Below are 16,878 nucleotides of genomic sequence, written 5' to 3'. Positions count from 1 at the left end.
TAGACTCGATACCTTAGCTTTTACCTGTACGCCTCTCCAAAGGAGACTGGCATGGTTACCGAAAAACTGACCATTAAAGATTTGCAACAAATGAAAGCAGCACGCCTTGGCGATGCTTTCGCAAAAATAGAACGTGCAATCAAGAATGGCTCTTTAAAGCAAGTAGCGCCGCCAAAAATAGCGTGAATACAAAAGCCGTCCTTGAGGCTAATGCCGATCAGTTAAGGCACAAACAAAACCTGTGGGAGGCAGCTTGCTGGCGAGAGGGCCTTGAAACTGGCAGATATTCTGCGCCTGTACGCCAAAGTCGCCAGCAAGCTGCCTCCCACAAAGTGATTCATTGACCTTAACTGATCGACATTACCCCTTGAGGCGGCTTTTTTATGTCTGACTTATTGTGCATTAAATACAGCCACCCGCCGCCGTAGCACCTGCCTGGCCTTGCGACCTGATACACTGCGCGACATTTTTGTTTTGCAGGTCCACCGTCGTGACTAACACCGCTTTCAACACTTTGCCCCTGTCCGCCGCCATGCTGGCTAACCTGGAGTCGCTTGGTTACGCCCAGATGACGCCGATTCAGGCGCAAAGCCTGCCGGTGATTCTCAAGGGCATGGACCTGATCGCTCAGGCCAAGACCGGCAGCGGCAAGACCGCCGCCTTTGGTATCGGTCTGCTGAACCCGATCAACCCGCGCTTCTTCGGTTGCCAGGCTCTGGTGATGTGCCCGACTCGCGAGCTGGCCGATCAGGTGGCCAAGGAAATTCGTCGTCTGGCCCGCTCCGAAGACAACATCAAGGTACTGACCCTGTGCGGCGGCGTACCTTTCGGGCCGCAGATCGGTTCGCTGGAGCATGGCGCGCATATCATCGTCGGCACGCCGGGCCGTATCCAGCAGCACCTGCGCAAGGGCTCGCTGGTACTGGACGGTCTGAACACGCTGATTCTCGATGAAGCGGACCGCATGCTGGACATGGGTTTCTACGACGCCATCGCCGACATCATCGAGCAGACTCCGCAACGTCGCCAGACCCTGCTGTTCTCGGCCACCTACCCGGTCGGCATCAAGCAACTGGCCTCGAAATTCATGCGCGATCCGCAGACCGTCAAGGTCGAGGCGCTGCATGCCGACAGCCAGATCGAGCAGATTTTCTACGAAATCTCTCCGGAGCAACGTCTGGAAGCCGTGGTCAAGGTGCTTGGCCATTTCCGCCCGACATCCTGCGTTGCGTTCTGCTTCACCAAGCAGCAAGTGCAGGAAGTGGTGGATCACCTGACAGCCAAGGGCATGTCCGCCGTGGGCCTGCATGGCGATCTGGAGCAGCGTGACCGCGATCAGGTGCTGGCGATGTTCGCCAACCGCAGCACTTCGGTGCTGGTGGCCACTGACGTAGCGGCCCGAGGTCTGGATATTGATGCGCTGGACATGGTCATCAACGTCGAGCTGGCACGGGATTCGGAAATCCACATCCACCGCGTCGGTCGTACCGGACGCGCGGGGGAAACAGGTATCGCGGTCAGCCTTGTAGCCCCTTCGGAAAGCCAGCGTGCCCGGGCTATCGAAGAGTTGCAGAAAGCGCCCCTGAACTGGCAGCAATACGACAACCTGAGCGTCAAGGAAGGCGGCAAGCTGCTGCCAGCCATGACGACTCTGTGCATCGGTTCCGGCCGCAAGGACAAGCTGCGTCCAGGCGACATTCTGGGTGCCTTGACCGGCGAAGCCGGTATTCCGGGCGCGCAGGTCGGCAAGATCGCCATCTTCGACTTCCAGGCCTATGTGGCCGTAGAGCGCAGCATCGCCCAGCAGGCGCTGGAGCGTTTGAACAATGGCAAGATCAAGGGCAAGTCGTTGCGGGTTCGTATTCTTTGATGACCCCTTCGCGAATGAATTCGCTCCTACGGAATTTGTAGGAGCGAATTCATTCGCGAAAGCCCCCATACCGAACACCAGAGGACCATGCTGTGCCCGTTACTGACGTTGTAATCATTGGCGCTGGCGCCGCAGGTTTGATGTGTGCGCTGACCGCCGCAGGTCGCGGGCGCAAGGTGATGTTGATTGATCACGCCAACAAGCCGGGCAAGAAGATCCTCATGTCCGGTGGCGGGCGCTGCAACTTCACCAACATGTACACCGAGCCAGGCAATTTTCTGTCGCAGAATCCGCACTTCTGCAAATCGGCCCTGGCCCGCTACACCCAGTGGGACTTCATCGAGATGGTTGCCAGACATGGCGTGCCTTATCACGAGAAGAAGCTGGGCCAGTTGTTTTGCGATAACAAGTCCAGCGACATCCTGGAAATGCTGCTCGAAGAATGCCGACAAGCCGGTGCAAGCCTGCACATGGACACGTCCGTGCAGCAGATCGAAAAGACCGAAACCGGCTACCGCCTGGAAACCACCCTTGGCACCTTGAGCTGCGAGTCGCTGGTGATCGCCACCGGCGGCCTGTCGATTCCGACGCTGGGTGCCACAGGTTTCGGTTATCAGGTCGGCAAGCAATTTGGCCATACGCTGCTGCCGACTCGCGCCGGGCTGGTGCCGTTCACCATTACCGACCAGCTCAAGGAGTTGTGCAGCGAGCTGTCGGGGACGTCGGTGGACTGTCTGGTCAGTTGCAATGACACAAGCTTTCGCGAAAACATCCTGTTTACCCACCGCGGCCTCAGTGGTCCGGCAATTCTGCAGATCTCGTCGTTCTGGCAACCGGGTGACAGTGTGGAAATCAACCTGCTGCCCGATCACGACGTCCCGGGCTGGCTGGCCGAGCAGCAGGCAGAACGCCCGAACAGCGAACTGAAAACCTTGCTGGGGGAAATCTTCACCAAGAAGATGGCCAACCTGCTGGCCGAACAGTGGTTCGCTTCAAAACCCATGAAACAGTACACCCACGCCGAACTGGCCGACATCGCCGAAAAACTGGCGAGCTGGCGGGTTGTGCCGGCGGGCACCGAAGGCTATCGCACAGCCGAAGTCACCCTGGGCGGAATCGATACCCGTGAAGTGTCTTCCAAGACCATGGAGTCGCTGAAGTCACCGGGGCTGTATTTCGTGGGCGAGGTGCTGGATGTGAGCGGCCACCTGGGCGGTTTCAATTTCCAGTGGGCCTGGGCATCGGCCTATGCGGCGGCACAGTACGTCTGACAGCGGGAAAACCGCACACCCCGGGCAATAATTTTTTTCCCAAGCGGATGTACAGGCCAGCCTCGGGCCTGTACATATCTTTCTGCGGGATCGATCAATTGCGAACAAGGCCGTCATCTCATTCATGGCATCAAAATCTCTGCGTCATACACTCCGTCGGTTATGGGCACTGGACAAGTTCAGCTATAGCGTTCGGGTCTTTATCGCACTGACCGGCAGCATGGCGCTGTGCTGGTATCAAAATGAGATGGGCTTGCTGATCCCGCTGTTCCTGGGGATTATCGCCTGCGCCCTGGCCGAAACCGATGACAGCTGGCAAGGCCGCCTCAATGCCCTGGCCGTGACGCTGGTGTGTTTCAGCATCGCCGCGCTGGCCGTGGAACTCCTGTTTCCCTATCCCTGGCTGTTCGTTTGCGCGATGGCACTGGCCAGTTTCTGCCTGACCATGCTTGGGGCGCTGGGCGAACGCTACGGTGCAATTGCCTACGGCACCCTGATTCTCTCGGTCTACACCATGATTGGCGTGGACCAGCGCGGCGGCGAAGTCCTGGACTTCTGGCATGAGCCGATGCTGCTGGTGGCAGGTGCAGCCTGGTACGGCCTGTTGTCGGTACTGTGGCAGATGCTGTTTTCCAACCAGCCGGTGCAGCAGGCGCTGGCGCGGCTGTTTCGCGAGCTGGGGCTGTACCTCAAGCTCAAGTCGACCCTGTTCGAGCCGATTCGTACCCTGGATGTAGAAGAGCGGCGCCTGGAGCTGGCCAAGCAGAACGGCCGGGTGGTTGCGGCGCTGAACAGCACCAAGGAAATCATTTTGCACCGCGTCGGCAATGGTCGGCCCGGCTCGAAAGTCAGCCGTTATCTGAAGCTGTACTTCATCGCCCAGGACATTCACGAACGCGCCAGCTCATCCCATTACCCGTACAACTCGCTGGCCGAAGCGTTTTTCCATAGCGACGTGCTGTTCCGCTGCCAGCGCCTGCTGCGCCAGCAGGGCGTGGCCTGTCAGGCGTTGTCCGAATCCATTCAACTGCGTCAGCCGTTTGTCTACGACCCGAGCTTTGCCGAGGCGATGGAAGATCTGCGCGCCTCTCTCGAACATCTGCGCATCCAGAGCAATCCGGCCTGGCGCAGCCTGTTGCGCTCCTTGCGGGCACTGGCGGCCAATCTTGAAACCCTGGATCGCCTGATCAGCGACGCCAGCAACCCGGATGCCTTGGCCGACGCGACCGACAGCAGCCTGCTGGACCGTTCGCCGCGCAATCTCAAGGACGTCTGGACGCGCCTGCGCCTGCAGATGACACCGACTTCGCTGCTGTTCCGCCACGCCTTGCGCCTGCCACTGGCCTTGTCGGTGGGTTATGCCATGGTGCACCTGATCCATCCGTCCCAAGGCTACTGGATCATCCTGACCACGGTTTTCGTTTGCCAGCCAAGCTACGGCGCAACCCGACGCAAGCTGGTACAGCGGATCATCGGCACAGCCCTTGGCCTGACCGCAGGCTGGGCGCTGTTCGAGCTGGTCACCACTCCGGTCCTGCAATCGATGTGTGCGGTGCTGGCTGGCGTGGTGTTCTTCGTCAACCGTACGACGCGCTACACCCTTTCGACCGCTGCGATCACGGTGATGGTGCTGTTCTGTTTCAATCAGGTGGGCGATGGCTACGGCCTGTTCCTGCCACGCCTGTTCGATACCCTGCTGGGCAGCCTGATTGCCGGGCTGGCGGTCTTCCTGTTCCTGCCGGACTGGCAAGGACGCAAGCTGAACAAGGTGCTGGCCAATACCCTGAGCTGCAACAGCATTTACCTGCGCCAGATCATGCAGCAATACGCCAAGGGCAAGAGCGACGACCTGGCTTATCGTCTGGCAAGGCGCAATGCGCACAATGCCGATGCTGCGCTTTCAACGACGCTGGCGAACATGCTGATGGAGCCCGGGCATTTCCGCAAAGAGGCGGATGTGGGCTTTCGCTTTCTGGTGCTGTCGCACACGCTGCTGAGTTATCTGTCCGGGCTGGGCGCGCATCGCGACACGCAACTGCCCGGCGATGTCCACGAGCAGCTTATCGATGGCGCGGGCGCGGCACTGGCGGCCAGCATCGATGAAATCGCCCAGAGCCTGGCGGAAAAGAAACCGGTTGCCGTACAGAACGACGCCGAAGAGGAACTGGCCACTCAACTGGAACAGATGCCCGACGAACTGGACGAGAGCCAGCGGCTGGTGCAGACGCAACTGGCCTTGATCTATCGTCAGCTGGCACCGTTACGTACGTTGGCAGCGCATCTGATCAAGGGGCCACAGGCATCAGACCGTGCAGCCTGAGCAGCTCGTCGTAAGTACCATCAGCCTTCATGGCGGCGATTTCCCGGTCAAAGCCGGCGACGATTTGCGCATGCCTCGGGTTCTTCAGGCTGACCAGAATATGCAGGCTGTTCTCGGTGAGTGAGTCCGGCAGGAACTCGACGTGATTGCGGACTTCGTCGGGCTCGTTGGCCAGACTGTAACGGGCCACGAACTCATCCTCCAGTGCCAGATCGACACGTCCTGCAGCCAGCATGTTCGCCGCCATGGAAAAACTGTGGACCGGGACCTTGCGTAACGCCTGATCATTGTCGAACGACGGGTAATAGGCGTAACCACGCACCACCGCAATGATGTACTTGTGCAGTTGATCGAGGTTCGAGGTATCGATATTCGAGTCCTTGCGCTTGAGAAAGCGCACCCGATTGACCAGATACTCGGCGGAAAACTGACCAATCCGGGTGCGTTCTTCATTGAACCATGCATTGATCAGCACATCATTGCGCCCCTCGGCGATGCCATGCATGGCCCGCGCCCAGGGCACCTGCTCGTAAACCGTCTGATACCCGGCACGCTGCAGTGCAGTTCTGACGATATCCGTCGCCAGACCGTCGTGGAGCAACGTGTTATCGGTAAAGGGAGGCCAGGCATCGGCAACCAGACGCAACTTCTCGCCTGCTCCAGCCTGTGCGATCAGCAGTAACCCCAGCAACCCAACAGCTTGAAGCAGTCGCGACATGCTTGAATTCCCCAGGTGGGCAGCATGCCCGATCCAGACTGAGAGTCGTTGATCAACAGCGTTACTTGAATCCTGACCTGTATTGAAGACCCAAACCCGTCAGGAAACAACCCACGCCCATGTGGCAGCCATGTGATTGATGCAAAAATATTTTCCAGACCAAAGCCAAAACGATCGACAGACATCACGGCCTTTTATTGGGAATGCGGCGGTATGCGTTTAGAATTCCCTTCTGGTTTCTCTGCGAGTCAACAACATGCCTATCAAATGGATCTGCAAACACCATACCGACCTGAGTATCGAACAGCTTTACGCCGTTCTGAAACTGCGCGCCGAGGTTTTCGTGGTCGAGCAGCAGTGCGTGTATCAGGATGTGGACGGGCTGGACCTGACAGGTGACACCTGCCATTTGATGGCCTGGCAGGACGGCAAGCTGGTGGCTTACCTGCGCTTGCTGGACCCGATTCAGCAAGGCGGCGATGTCACCATTGGCCGCGTGGTGACCGCGCCATCGATTCGCAACAAGGGCATGGGCCACGAACTGATGGTCCAGGCGCTGGAACACGCCGAAAAGAAATGGCCCGACCAGCCCATCTATCTGTCGGCCCAGGCTCATCTTCAGGGGTACTACAGCCGTTACGGCTTCAACGCCGTAGGCGAGGAATATCTGGAAGACGACATCCCGCACATCGGCATGCGCCGCGACCTCGAATAAGGCCAGCTTCCGTCAGGGATAACCCAGTACGGCCTTGATGCTGGCCAGATTGCGGGTTATCCACGCTTTATCGATCGCGCCCCAGTCCCGAATCCGGTAATTCCCGGCATGATTGCGGGCACCTTCCTGTTGTTCGAATTCGCACTGGATATCCAGGTCGGCCAGCGCCGCGATGGTGTCCTGTGCCGTGCGACGCGGCATGCCGGTGACTTCCGTCAATTCGGGCACCGTGCAGGCAAGCTGGCTGTCGATCAGGTACGCCACGTACAGACGACGATAAAAGCTGCTTTTGGTCTTGCTGACATCCATTTTCAAAATCCTTGCTGGAGCGGTATTCAGGTGGTCGACCGGGCGCCAGCCTGCAGGTCGCGATACGTCAGGTAGACCCGCAGGTCGAACTCAAGCTGGTGATAGCCTGGCTGCATGTGTTCACACAACTGGTAGAACGCCTTGTTGTGATCCGACTCTTTGAAATGCGCCAGTTCATGCACCACGATCATGCGCAGAAACTGCGGTGCTGCTTCCTTGAACAGCGCAGCAACGCGGATTTCTTTCTTGGCCTTGAGCTTGCCACCCTGCACTCGCGAAACAGTGGTGTGCAGGCCCAGTGCGCGATGGGTCAGGTCGAGACGATTGTCGAACAGCACTTTGTCCACAGGCGGCGCATTGCGCAGGTGCTCCTGCTTCAAGGCCAGGGCATAGGCGTACAGCGCCTTGTCACTCTGGATCTGATGACGCTCCGGATAACGCTGTTGCAGATAGTCGCCCAGTTTGTCCTGAGCAATCAGTTGCCGCACCTGATCCTGAAGGGAAGCAGGATAGGCTTGCAGGTATTTGAGCGGTATAGGAGCTGAAGCAGTCATGGGGCCATGGCAGATGATTCAAAGGCGCCAGTCTACCGCAATCAGCCACGCAGCCTCGACCAGTCAAAACGTGCCGGGAAGGACCGGGCACCTGCGGCCTCCAGCGGATAAGCCACCAGAAACCCCTGGATGACCTGACAGCCATTGTTGGCCAGCCACTCATATTGCTGGAAAGTCTCGACCCCTTCGGCGATGACCAGTATGTCGAGGTTGCGGCACAGATCGATGATGCTGCGCGCAAAGACCGCATCGCGAGGCGAGTCGAGCAGGCCGGCAATGAAGTGTCTATCGAGCTTCAGGGTATCGAGCTGAAGGTTGCGCAGGTGCGACAGCGAGCACTCACCCATACCGAAATCGTCCAGCGCCACGCGCACACCAATCTCGCGCAGTTGCTGCAACTGCTTGTGACTGTGGGTCAGGTTGTTCACCAGTGAGGCTTCGGTAATCTCGACTTCCAACTGGCCGGGTTGCAACTCGAAACGGTCCATTGCCCGCCGCAGTTCCGCAGCCAGGTTGGGCATGCAGAATTGCGTCGGGCTGACGCTGACGCTCACCACCAGATCGGAGGCAAAGACCCTGCCCAGAGACTGACGCTGCTCGGCTCCCTGATCGAAGATCCAGCTGCCAAGCCGGTTGATCAGTCGCGTTTCTTCAAGCAGTGGAATGAACAAGGCAGGTGGCACTTCCCCGACGCTGGCGTGCTGCCAGCGCAACAGGGCTTCAAAACCCCGCAGGCGACCATCGTCAACGTACACCTGAGGCTGATAGACCACCGAGAAATTCTTGCCGTCGATGGCATTGCGCACGCTGTCTTCGAGCATCAGGCGCGAACGCGCACGGCCATTCATGTTCTGGTCATAGAAACGATATTGCTGGCGCCCTGCACGCTTGGCTTCGTACATGGCAATGTCCGCCGCCCGCAGCAGGCCATCGAGGTTGGAACCGCATTCGGGGTAAGTCGCGATCCCGATGCTGACGCCAAGGGAGATTTCCACGCCATCGACCTGGCGCTTCATCGACACCCGCTCGATAAGCTTTTCAGCCACCTTGGCGGCCTGCTCGGGATAATCGAAACCTTCGATCACCACCGTGAACTCATCACCGCCCATGCGCGCCAGAACATCATAAGGCCGCAGACAATCCTTGAGCTGCGTGGCCACCCACAGCAAAACCTGATCGCCAGCATCATGGCCCAATGAGTCATTGATCTGCTTGAACCCGTCCAGATCCAGATACAGCACGACCAGATACTGTTCCGCATGCTCGTTGCGCAGCAGCATGCCTTCGACGGCCTGATAGAAGCCGCGACGATTGAGCAGCCCCGTCAAGGCATCGGTGACCGCCTGCTGCTCGAGCTGCTGATACAGATTGCGCTCCAGCGACATATCGAGAACGGTCAGCACCATTGCCTTCTGCTCGCAAGGCAGTGACGCGCAGGACAGGGTCACAGGCAACTGCCCGCCCGCAGACGTGCGCAGAACGGCGTCATGCACGCGGTAAGTCTCGGCATTGCGATAGTGCTTGTAGAAATCCGACTCCGACCAGCTCTGAACCTTGGGCTCCAGCACATGATCCAGCACGCTTGTGCCGCGCAACTTTTCGTCCGTGGTATCAAGCAAGCGACAGATGGCCGGGTTGGCGAAACTGATGATGCCGCTTTCATCCACCACCACAATGCCTTCGGCCATATTGGCCAGCACCGAAGCATTGAAGGCCCTGGCGCGCTCCAGTTCCTGCGTGAGCTTCTGCAGGGCACGACGATTGCGCTGCTGCTCCAGCAAGGCCTGGACCTTGGGCTTGAGCACGTTTGGGTCGAAGGGCTTGAACAGGTAATCGATGGCGCCACTTGCATAGCCTTTGTGCACCGAGGCGGGGCTCTGCTCATTGGCGGTCAGAAAGATGATCGGTGTCAGGCTCGTGCGCTGGCTGCCACGCATCAGGCGTGCGACCTCAAACCCATCCATGTCCGGCATCTGCACATCCAGCAGAACCAGATCCACTTCCTGCTCCAGAAGCACAGTCAGCGCTTCGATTCCGGAACTGGCGGTGACGATGTGCCAGTCCGTTCGCTGAAGGACCGCGCACATCGTCACCAGATTTTCCGGGTAGTCATCGACAACCAGAAGAACCGAAGAGCCATCATTGGGCTTGGATTGCACGCATTCCATGCTGCTTCTCTACTTTTGTGGGCGGCGCCTGTTACAGAAAACCCTGTCCAATTTGTATCAACTTTAGTCGCTCCTGAAAAAAGCAGCAGCAAGGCAGCCTATTGCCACCACGAAAGTTCCACATAACCGACTAACGGTATATTCCTGCAGACCATATAAATTCTGTCCTACAGGAAAAATGACAGCACTTTGACGTCATTAGTTCGCTCGCCAAGCATTAACAAATGTGATTTCAAATCGTATAAAAGCTGCCGAAACCCTCTGAGCAGAGACTTCAGAGCCGTCGAACGAATTTTTCTGGAAGTACAAAATGATAGATCTAGGATCGTGGAATCTCAGTATCCCGGTGGGCTCACCCCCCAAAACCGTAGAAACCTCACAGTTGCGTCAAGGCTATGACGGCAAATATTTCGAGTCTCATTCGGGATACATTTTCTTCTGGGCACCCGTCACCGGCACCCGGACCGAAAATGCCAAATACCCACGCAGCGAGCTGCGCGAGACGTGGTCCGACGGCACCCTGCATAACTGGCTGTACCCCGACGCAGACAATTTTCTGAATGCGACTCTTGAAGTCAATCAGGTGCCATCGTCGGGCAAGATCGTCATCGGCCAGATACACGCCTACGACAGCACAGAGCCCATGCTCAAGGTCGAGTATCAGTACAAGGAAAGTACACAGGCCGGAAATATCGTGGTGAAAGTTCGCAAGCGCTTCGATGATGAAGAAAGCAAAGTCATCGAGATTGTCGAAGGCGTGCCACTCAACGAAAAATTCAAATACATCATTCACCTGAGTCCCGGCGGGGAATTAAGTGTCAGTGTAAAAGATGTGAACTGGAGCACATCCATCAGTTCTTCCTGGAAAACAAAACCGCTCTATTTCAAGGCTGGCGTATATACCCAGGACAACTCCGGCTACAGCAATGAAGGCGGGAAAGCCACGTTCTACAACCTGGATATCGATCACAACAAGATCTGATATACGCGGCCAGAAAAAAGGCCCGCATGGCGGGCCTTCTCACTTCATGGCAGAGCGATCAACGGGCAGCCTTGAACTCGTTTTCCGCAGCCAGGAAACGCTCCTGCATCGCAGCAGACGGACCTTTGCCAATCAGGCTGAAGACCACGATCGCGATACTGGCGAAGATAAAGCCCGGCACGATTTCGTACAGGCCCATGGTGCTGAACTGCTTCCAGAGCACTACGGTAACCGCGCCCACTACAACGCCAGCCAGCGCGCCATTGCGGGTCATGCCTTTCCACAACAGCGAAATCAGCACGACCGGCCCGAAAGCGGCACCGAAGCCGGCCCACGCATAGCTCACCAGCCCCAGAACACGGTTTTCAGGGTTGGCTGCCAGCAGAATGGCAATCACCGAGATCAACAGCACCATCGCTCGGCCGACCCAGACCAGTTCAAGCTGGGAAGCGCCCTTGCGCAGATAAGCCTTGTAGAAGTCTTCGGTCAGGGCACTGGAGCACACCAGCAACTGACAGCTCAGGGTGCTCATGACCGCTGCAAGGATCGCGGACAGCAGCACACCGGCAATCCACGGGTTGAACAACAGCTTCGCCAGCTCGATGAACACGCGCTCGTGGTTTTCAGTGACCGGACCGGCCACATCGGGATTGGCAGAGAAATAAGCGATACCGAAGAAGCCCACGGCGACTGCGCCGCCCAGGCAAAGGATCATCCAGGTCATGGAAATGCGACGTGCGCTGGCAATCGATTTGACCGAATCGGCGGCCATGAAGCGCGCCAGAATGTGCGGCTGGCCGAAATAACCCAGGCCCCAGGCCAGCAACGAGACGATACCGATGAAGGTTGTGCCCTGGAACATGTCGAAACCGGCCGGGTTCTTGGCCTCGATGGCCAGAAACGTGGTATCGACACCGCCGGTTGCCAGCAGGACGATGATCGGCGTGAGGATCAGCGCGAAAATCATCAGCGTTGCCTGAACCGTGTCGGTCCAGCTCACTGCCAGGAAGCCACCGACAAAGGTGTAAGCGATGGTCGCCGCAGCACCCGCCCACAGCGCTGTCTCGTAGGACATGCCAAACGTGCTTTCAAACAGGCGCGCACCCGCGACAATGCCCGACGCGCAATAAATGGTGAAGAACACCAGAATCACGATGGCCGAAATGATGCGCAGCACGCCGCTGGTGTCTTCAAAGCGGCTGCTGAAGTAATCTGGAAGAGTCAGCGCATCACCATTGTGCTCGGTCTGCACACGCAAGCGGCCAGCCACGAACAGCCAGTTCAGGTAAGCACCTGCAATCAGGCCGATGGCGATCCAGCTTTCCGACAGACCCGACATGTAGATCGCGCCCGGCAGGCCCATCAACAGCCAGCCACTCATGTCCGAAGCGCCCGCCGAGAGCGCTGTCACGAAGCTGCCCAGGCTGCGCCCGCCAAGAATGTAGTCAGAGAAGTTATTGGTGGAGCGATAGGCCAGGAGACCGATCAGGACCATTGCCGCGATATAGATCACGAACGTGATCAGGGTTGGATTGTTGAAGCTCATGAGTTCTGCCTTGGCATTGTTTTTATGAAACGCCAGATACCCAGGAAAAACGTCGGTTACCGAACCGCCATCCATGCCTTGTGTACCCGACGCAGCGCTGACTGGAATCCCGCAAGGAAGCAGTCACTGAACGACTCGCCAACGGTTGCACCGTTATGGCGAATCCTATTAGACAATCCGAAAAAGGTGCAACCTAATTCAACCAGCCAGTTGCACCTTTCACAGAATGATCATTGCGCTGTGATTTACGCCTCATTTTGAGGCGGCCAATGCCGATTACGCAAAAAATAACGCCTCAAAATCATGCATTGACCCCACTTACCCGGCCATGACCCGAATCCAGTCTGAAATATTCGGCAAAAAACAGGTTGCACCCGGTTGCACCTTTCATGGAGCAAAGCTAACCTGCCTCAAAGCCGAGGCCACGCACAGAGTGGCGACAATGAGGACAAGACATGGCCACCACCACTCTGGGCGTCAAACTTGACGACCTGACCCGCGAGCGATTGAAAGCAGCCGCCCAATCCATCGACCGTACGCCCCACTGGTTGATCAAGCAGGCCATCTTCAATTACCTGGAAAAGCTGGAGAGTGGTGCAACCCTGCAGGAACTCAACGGCCTGGGCAGCAAGGACAGCGATGACAGCGGCGATCTGCCGGCTGACACGAGCTATCAGAGCTTTCTGGAGTTCGCAGAAAGCATCCTGCCGCAATCGGTCCTGCGCGCCGCCATCACCGCCGCCTATCGTCGCCCCGAGCCGGAAGTGGTCCCCATGCTGCTGGAGCAGGCCCGCCTGCCCGCCCCCATGGCAGAAGCCACCCATAAACTGGCAGCTTCCATTGCCGAGAGGCTGCGCAACCAGAAGAGCGCCAGCGGCCGTGCCGGAATCGTTCAGGGCTTGCTGCAGGAGTTCTCGCTCTCGTCCCAGGAAGGCGTCGCGCTGATGTGTCTGGCCGAAGCATTGCTGCGCATCCCGGACAAAGGCACTCGCGATGCATTGATTCGCGACAAGATCAGCAACGGTAACTGGCAACCGCATCTGGGCAACAGCCCGTCGCTGTTCGTAAACGCCGCCACCTGGGGCCTGCTGCTGACCGGCAAACTGGTATCCACCCATAACGAAACCGGACTTTCCTCCTCTCTGAGCCGCATCATCGGCAAGAGCGGCGAGCCCATGATCCGCAAGGGCGTGGACATGGCCATGCGCTTGATGGGCGAGCAGTTCGTGACCGGTGAAACCATCGGTGAAGCCCTGGCCAACGCCAGCCGGTTCGAAGCCAAAGGCTTTCGTTATTCCTACGACATGCTGGGTGAAGCAGCCCTTACCGAGCATGACGCGCAGAAGTATCTGGCGTCCTACGAACAGGCCATCCACTCCATCGGCAAGGCCTCCCACGGTCGTGGCATTTATGAAGGCCCGGGCATCTCCATCAAGCTGTCGGCGCTGCACCCACGCTACAGCCGCGCTCAATATGAGCGGGTGATGGAAGAACTGTATCCGCGCCTGCTGTCGCTGACCCTGCTGGCCAAGCAATACGATATCGGCCTGAATATCGATGCCGAAGAAGCGGACCGCCTTGAACTGTCGCTGGATCTGCTGGAGCGCCTGTGTTTCGAGCCGCAACTGACGGGCTGGAACGGTATCGGCTTCGTCATCCAGGCGTATCAGAAGCGCTGCCCGTATGTGATCGATTACGTGATCGACCTGGCTCGTCGCAGCCGTCACCGCCTGATGATCCGACTGGTAAAGGGTGCGTACTGGGACAGCGAAATCAAGCGCGCCCAGGTCGAAGGCCTGGAAGGCTATCCGGTCTACACACGCAAGGTGTACACCGACGTTTCCTATATTGCCTGCGCCCGCAAACTGCTGGCAGCGCCGGAAGTCATCTATCCGCAGTTCGCCACCCATAACGCCCATACACTGGCAGCCATTTACCACATTGCCGGTCAGAACTATTACCCCGGCCAGTACGAATTCCAGTGCCTCCATGGCATGGGCGAACCGCTTTACGAGCAGGTGGTCGGCAAGGTTGCCGATGGCAAGCTGAACCGTCCGTGCCGCGTGTACGCGCCGGTCGGCACTCATGAAACGCTGCTGGCCTATCTGGTACGCCGACTGCTGGAAAACGGCGCCAATACCTCGTTCGTCAACCGCATTGCCGATCAATCGGTTTCGATCCAGGAACTGGTGGCCGACCCGGTCAGCAGCATCGAGCGCATGGCAACCCAGGAAGGCAGCTTCGGCCTGCCACACCCGCGCATTCCCTTGCCTCGCGAACTGTATGGCCCGGAGCGTCCCAACTCCAGCGGCATCGACATGGCCAACGAACACCGTCTGGCCTCGCTGTCGTCGGCCTTGCTGGCCACGGCGCACAATGACTGGAAAGCCGCACCGATCCTCGGTTGCCCGGCCAGCGAAGGCCCGGCCATTGCAACCCTGAACCCGTCCGACCAGCGTGACGTGGTGGGTCATGTGCAGGAAGCCAACCTGGAAGATGTCGATAACGCCCTCCAGAGCGCGCTGATTGCCGGCCCGATCTGGCAGGCCACACCACCAGCAGAGCGCGCCGCCATTCTCGAACGTGCTGCCGATCTGATGGAAAACGAGATCCAGCCACTGATGGGCCTGCTGGTTCGCGAAGCCGGCAAGACCTTCGCCAACGCCATCGCCGAAGTGCGCGAAGCCGTGGACTTCCTGCGCTACTACGCCGTGCAGGCGCGCAACGATTTCAGCAACGATACGCACCGCCCGCTCGGGCCGGTGGTCTGCATCAGCCCGTGGAACTTCCCGCTGGCGATTTTCAGTGGTCAGGTCGCAGCGGCATTGGCCGCAGGCAACCCGGTGCTGGCCAAACCCGCCGAGCAAACGCCGCTGATCGCCGCTCAGGCTGTGCGCCTGCTGCTGGAGGCCGGCATTCCGGAAGGCGTGCTGCAACTGCTGCCGGGCCGCGGTGAAACCGTCGGTGCAAGGCTGGTGGGCGACGAGCGCGTCAAGGGCGTGATGTTCACCGGCTCCACCGAAGTGGCGCGCCTGCTGCAACGCAACATTGCCGGACGCCTCGATGCTCAGGGTCGGCCGATCCCGCTGATCGCCGAAACCGGTGGCCAGAACGCCATGATCGTCGACTCTTCGGCACTCACCGAACAGGTGGTGATCGATATCCTGTCATCGGCCTTCGACAGTGCCGGCCAACGCTGTTCGGCACTGCGCGTGCTGTGCCTGCAGGAAGACTCCGCCGACCGCGTGATCGAAATGCTCAAGGGTGCCATGGCCGAAAACCGCCTGGGCAACCCGGAACATCTGTCGGTGGACATCGGCCCGGTGATCGACGCCGAAGCCAAGGCCGGCATCGAGAAACACATTCAGGGCATGCGTGACAAAGGTCGTCAGGTCTATCAGGTCGCGATCGCCAACAGCGCAGACCTCAAGCGCGGCACCTACGTGATGCCGACCCTGATCGAGCTGGAAAGCTTCGACGAACTGCAACGGGAAATCTTCGGACCGGTGCTGCACGTGGTTCGCTACAAGCGCAAGGAACTGGACCAACTCATCGGCCAGATCAACGCTTCCGGCTACGGTCTGACACTGGGTGTCCATACCCGTATCGACGAGACGATTGCCAAGGTCATCGATAACGTCAATGCCGGTAACATCTACGTCAACCGCAACATCGTCGGCGCCGTGGTAGGCGTGCAGCCGTTCGGCGGCGAAGGCCTGTCGGGGACCGGACCAAAAGCGGGCGGGCCACTGTATCTGTATCGTCTGCTGTCGACCCGCCCACAGGACGCCATCGAGCAATCCCTGGGCCGAGGCGACAAACTGCTCGCCCCCGATACCCGTCTGCAGGAAGAGCTGGGTAAACCGCTGCAAGCCTTGAAAGCCTGGGCCGCGAGCAATCAGCAAGCCGCACTGGACGAGTTGTGCAGCCAGTTTGCCGAGCAATCGCAAAGCGGCATCACCCGCCTGCTGACCGGCCCGACCGGTGAACGCAACAGCTACAGCATCCTGCCGCGTGAACACGTGCTGTGTCTGGCCGACGACGAAGCCGACCTGCTGACCCAACTGGCAGCGGTCCTGGCCGTCGGCAGCAGCGCCATCTGGCCGGAAACACCAATCAGCAAGCCGCTGCGCAACCGCCTGCCAAAAGAAGTACAGGCACGCATCAAACTGGTGGCCGACTGGAACAAGGACGACGTACTGATCGACGCCGTCCTGCACCACGGCGACTCCGACCAGTTGCGCGCCATTTGCGAACAGGTTGCCCAACGCTCCGGCGCAATCATCGGCGTCAACGGCCTCTCCCATGGAGAAACCAACGTGGCGCTGGAACGACTGGTGATCGAACGGGCATTGAGCGTCAACACCGCAGCGGCGGGAGGCAATGCGAGCCTGATGACGATAGGTTGAAGAGAGCGGCAAGCTT

12 protein-coding genes are annotated in these 16,878 nt (G+C 58.7%); 7 read left to right on the top strand and 5 right to left on the bottom strand.

The window, feature by feature from the left end:
- Positions 1-51 precede the first annotated feature (51 nt).
- The 4 genes from KQP88_RS25365 (at position 52) to yccS (ending at position 5,461) form a co-directional block, all read left to right on the top strand.
- On the top strand, positions 52-186 hold the full coding sequence (locus KQP88_RS25365) for a hypothetical protein (protein WP_260406810.1): 135 nt from the start codon (positions 52-54) through the stop codon (positions 184-186).
- Between the two features lie 304 nt (positions 187-490).
- Positions 491-1,870, top strand: coding sequence for an ATP-dependent RNA helicase DbpA (gene dbpA / locus KQP88_RS02145; RefSeq protein ID WP_216704727.1), 1,380 nt, complete (start codon positions 491-493; stop codon positions 1,868-1,870).
- A 92-nt stretch (positions 1,871-1,962) separates the two neighbouring features.
- Entirely contained in the window at positions 1,963-3,141 is a 1,179-nt protein-coding gene (locus tag KQP88_RS02140; protein WP_200993921.1) for a BaiN/RdsA family NAD(P)/FAD-dependent oxidoreductase, read from the top strand.
- Positions 3,142-3,265: 124 nt separating this feature from the next.
- Positions 3,266-5,461, top strand: a complete 2,196-nt coding sequence (gene yccS / locus KQP88_RS02135) for a YccS family putative transporter (RefSeq protein WP_025258181.1) — start codon at positions 3,266-3,268, stop codon at positions 5,459-5,461.
- Here yccS and KQP88_RS02130 read toward each other — a convergent pair.
- Positions 5,427-6,179: a substrate-binding periplasmic protein gene (locus tag KQP88_RS02130; protein ID WP_025258180.1), complete on the bottom strand. Its 753-nt coding sequence runs from the start codon at positions 6,177-6,179 to the stop codon at positions 5,427-5,429. The genes yccS and KQP88_RS02130 overlap by 35 nt on opposite strands.
- 256 nt (positions 6,180-6,435) lie before the next feature.
- Here KQP88_RS02130 and KQP88_RS02125 point away from each other — a divergent pair, with 256 nt between their 5' ends.
- On the top strand, positions 6,436-6,894 hold the full coding sequence (locus tag KQP88_RS02125) for a GNAT family N-acetyltransferase (protein ID WP_200993922.1): 459 nt from the start codon (positions 6,436-6,438) through the stop codon (positions 6,892-6,894).
- A gap of 12 nt (positions 6,895-6,906) precedes the next feature.
- Here KQP88_RS02125 and KQP88_RS02120 read toward each other — a convergent pair whose 3' ends face one another.
- Genes KQP88_RS02120 through KQP88_RS02110 form a run of 3 tightly spaced genes read right to left on the bottom strand, consistent with a single transcriptional unit; the run spans position 6,907 to position 9,925 of the window.
- Positions 6,907-7,203, bottom strand: coding sequence for a winged helix-turn-helix domain-containing protein (locus KQP88_RS02120; RefSeq protein WP_216704726.1), 297 nt, complete (start codon positions 7,201-7,203; stop codon positions 6,907-6,909).
- A 26-nt stretch (positions 7,204-7,229) separates the two neighbouring features.
- A complete protein-coding gene (locus tag KQP88_RS02115; RefSeq protein WP_025258177.1) occupies positions 7,230-7,757 on the bottom strand; it encodes a M48 metallopeptidase family protein in 528 nt (175 codons plus the stop codon).
- Positions 7,758-7,798: 41 nt separating this feature from the next.
- Positions 7,799-9,925, bottom strand: a complete 2,127-nt coding sequence (locus KQP88_RS02110; protein WP_216704725.1) for a two-component system response regulator — start codon at positions 9,923-9,925, stop codon at positions 7,799-7,801.
- 310 nt (positions 9,926-10,235) lie between these two features.
- Between KQP88_RS02110 and KQP88_RS02105 the strand changes: the two genes are divergently transcribed.
- Positions 10,236-10,907: a polysaccharide lyase family 7 protein gene (locus KQP88_RS02105; protein ID WP_200993925.1), complete on the top strand. Its 672-nt coding sequence runs from the start codon at positions 10,236-10,238 to the stop codon at positions 10,905-10,907.
- Between the two features lie 58 nt (positions 10,908-10,965).
- Here KQP88_RS02105 and putP read toward each other — a convergent pair whose 3' ends face one another.
- Complete coding sequence (gene putP / locus KQP88_RS02100) at positions 10,966-12,453, bottom strand: sodium/proline symporter PutP (protein ID WP_200993926.1); 1,488 nt, start codon at positions 12,451-12,453, stop codon at positions 10,966-10,968.
- Between the two features lie 455 nt (positions 12,454-12,908).
- Here putP and putA point away from each other — a divergent pair, with 455 nt between their 5' ends.
- Entirely contained in the window at positions 12,909-16,862 is a 3,954-nt protein-coding gene (putA, locus tag KQP88_RS02095) for a trifunctional transcriptional regulator/proline dehydrogenase/L-glutamate gamma-semialdehyde dehydrogenase (protein WP_216704724.1), read from the top strand.
- Positions 16,863-16,878 lie beyond the last annotated feature (16 nt).

The organism is Pseudomonas lijiangensis (assembly GCF_018968705.1).
In the GTDB taxonomy this organism is placed as follows: Bacteria; Pseudomonadota; Gammaproteobacteria; order Pseudomonadales; family Pseudomonadaceae; genus Aquipseudomonas; species Aquipseudomonas lijiangensis.
The sequence above is the reverse complement of the archived record's forward strand: the minus strand, read 5'-3'. Positions and strand labels throughout refer to the sequence as shown.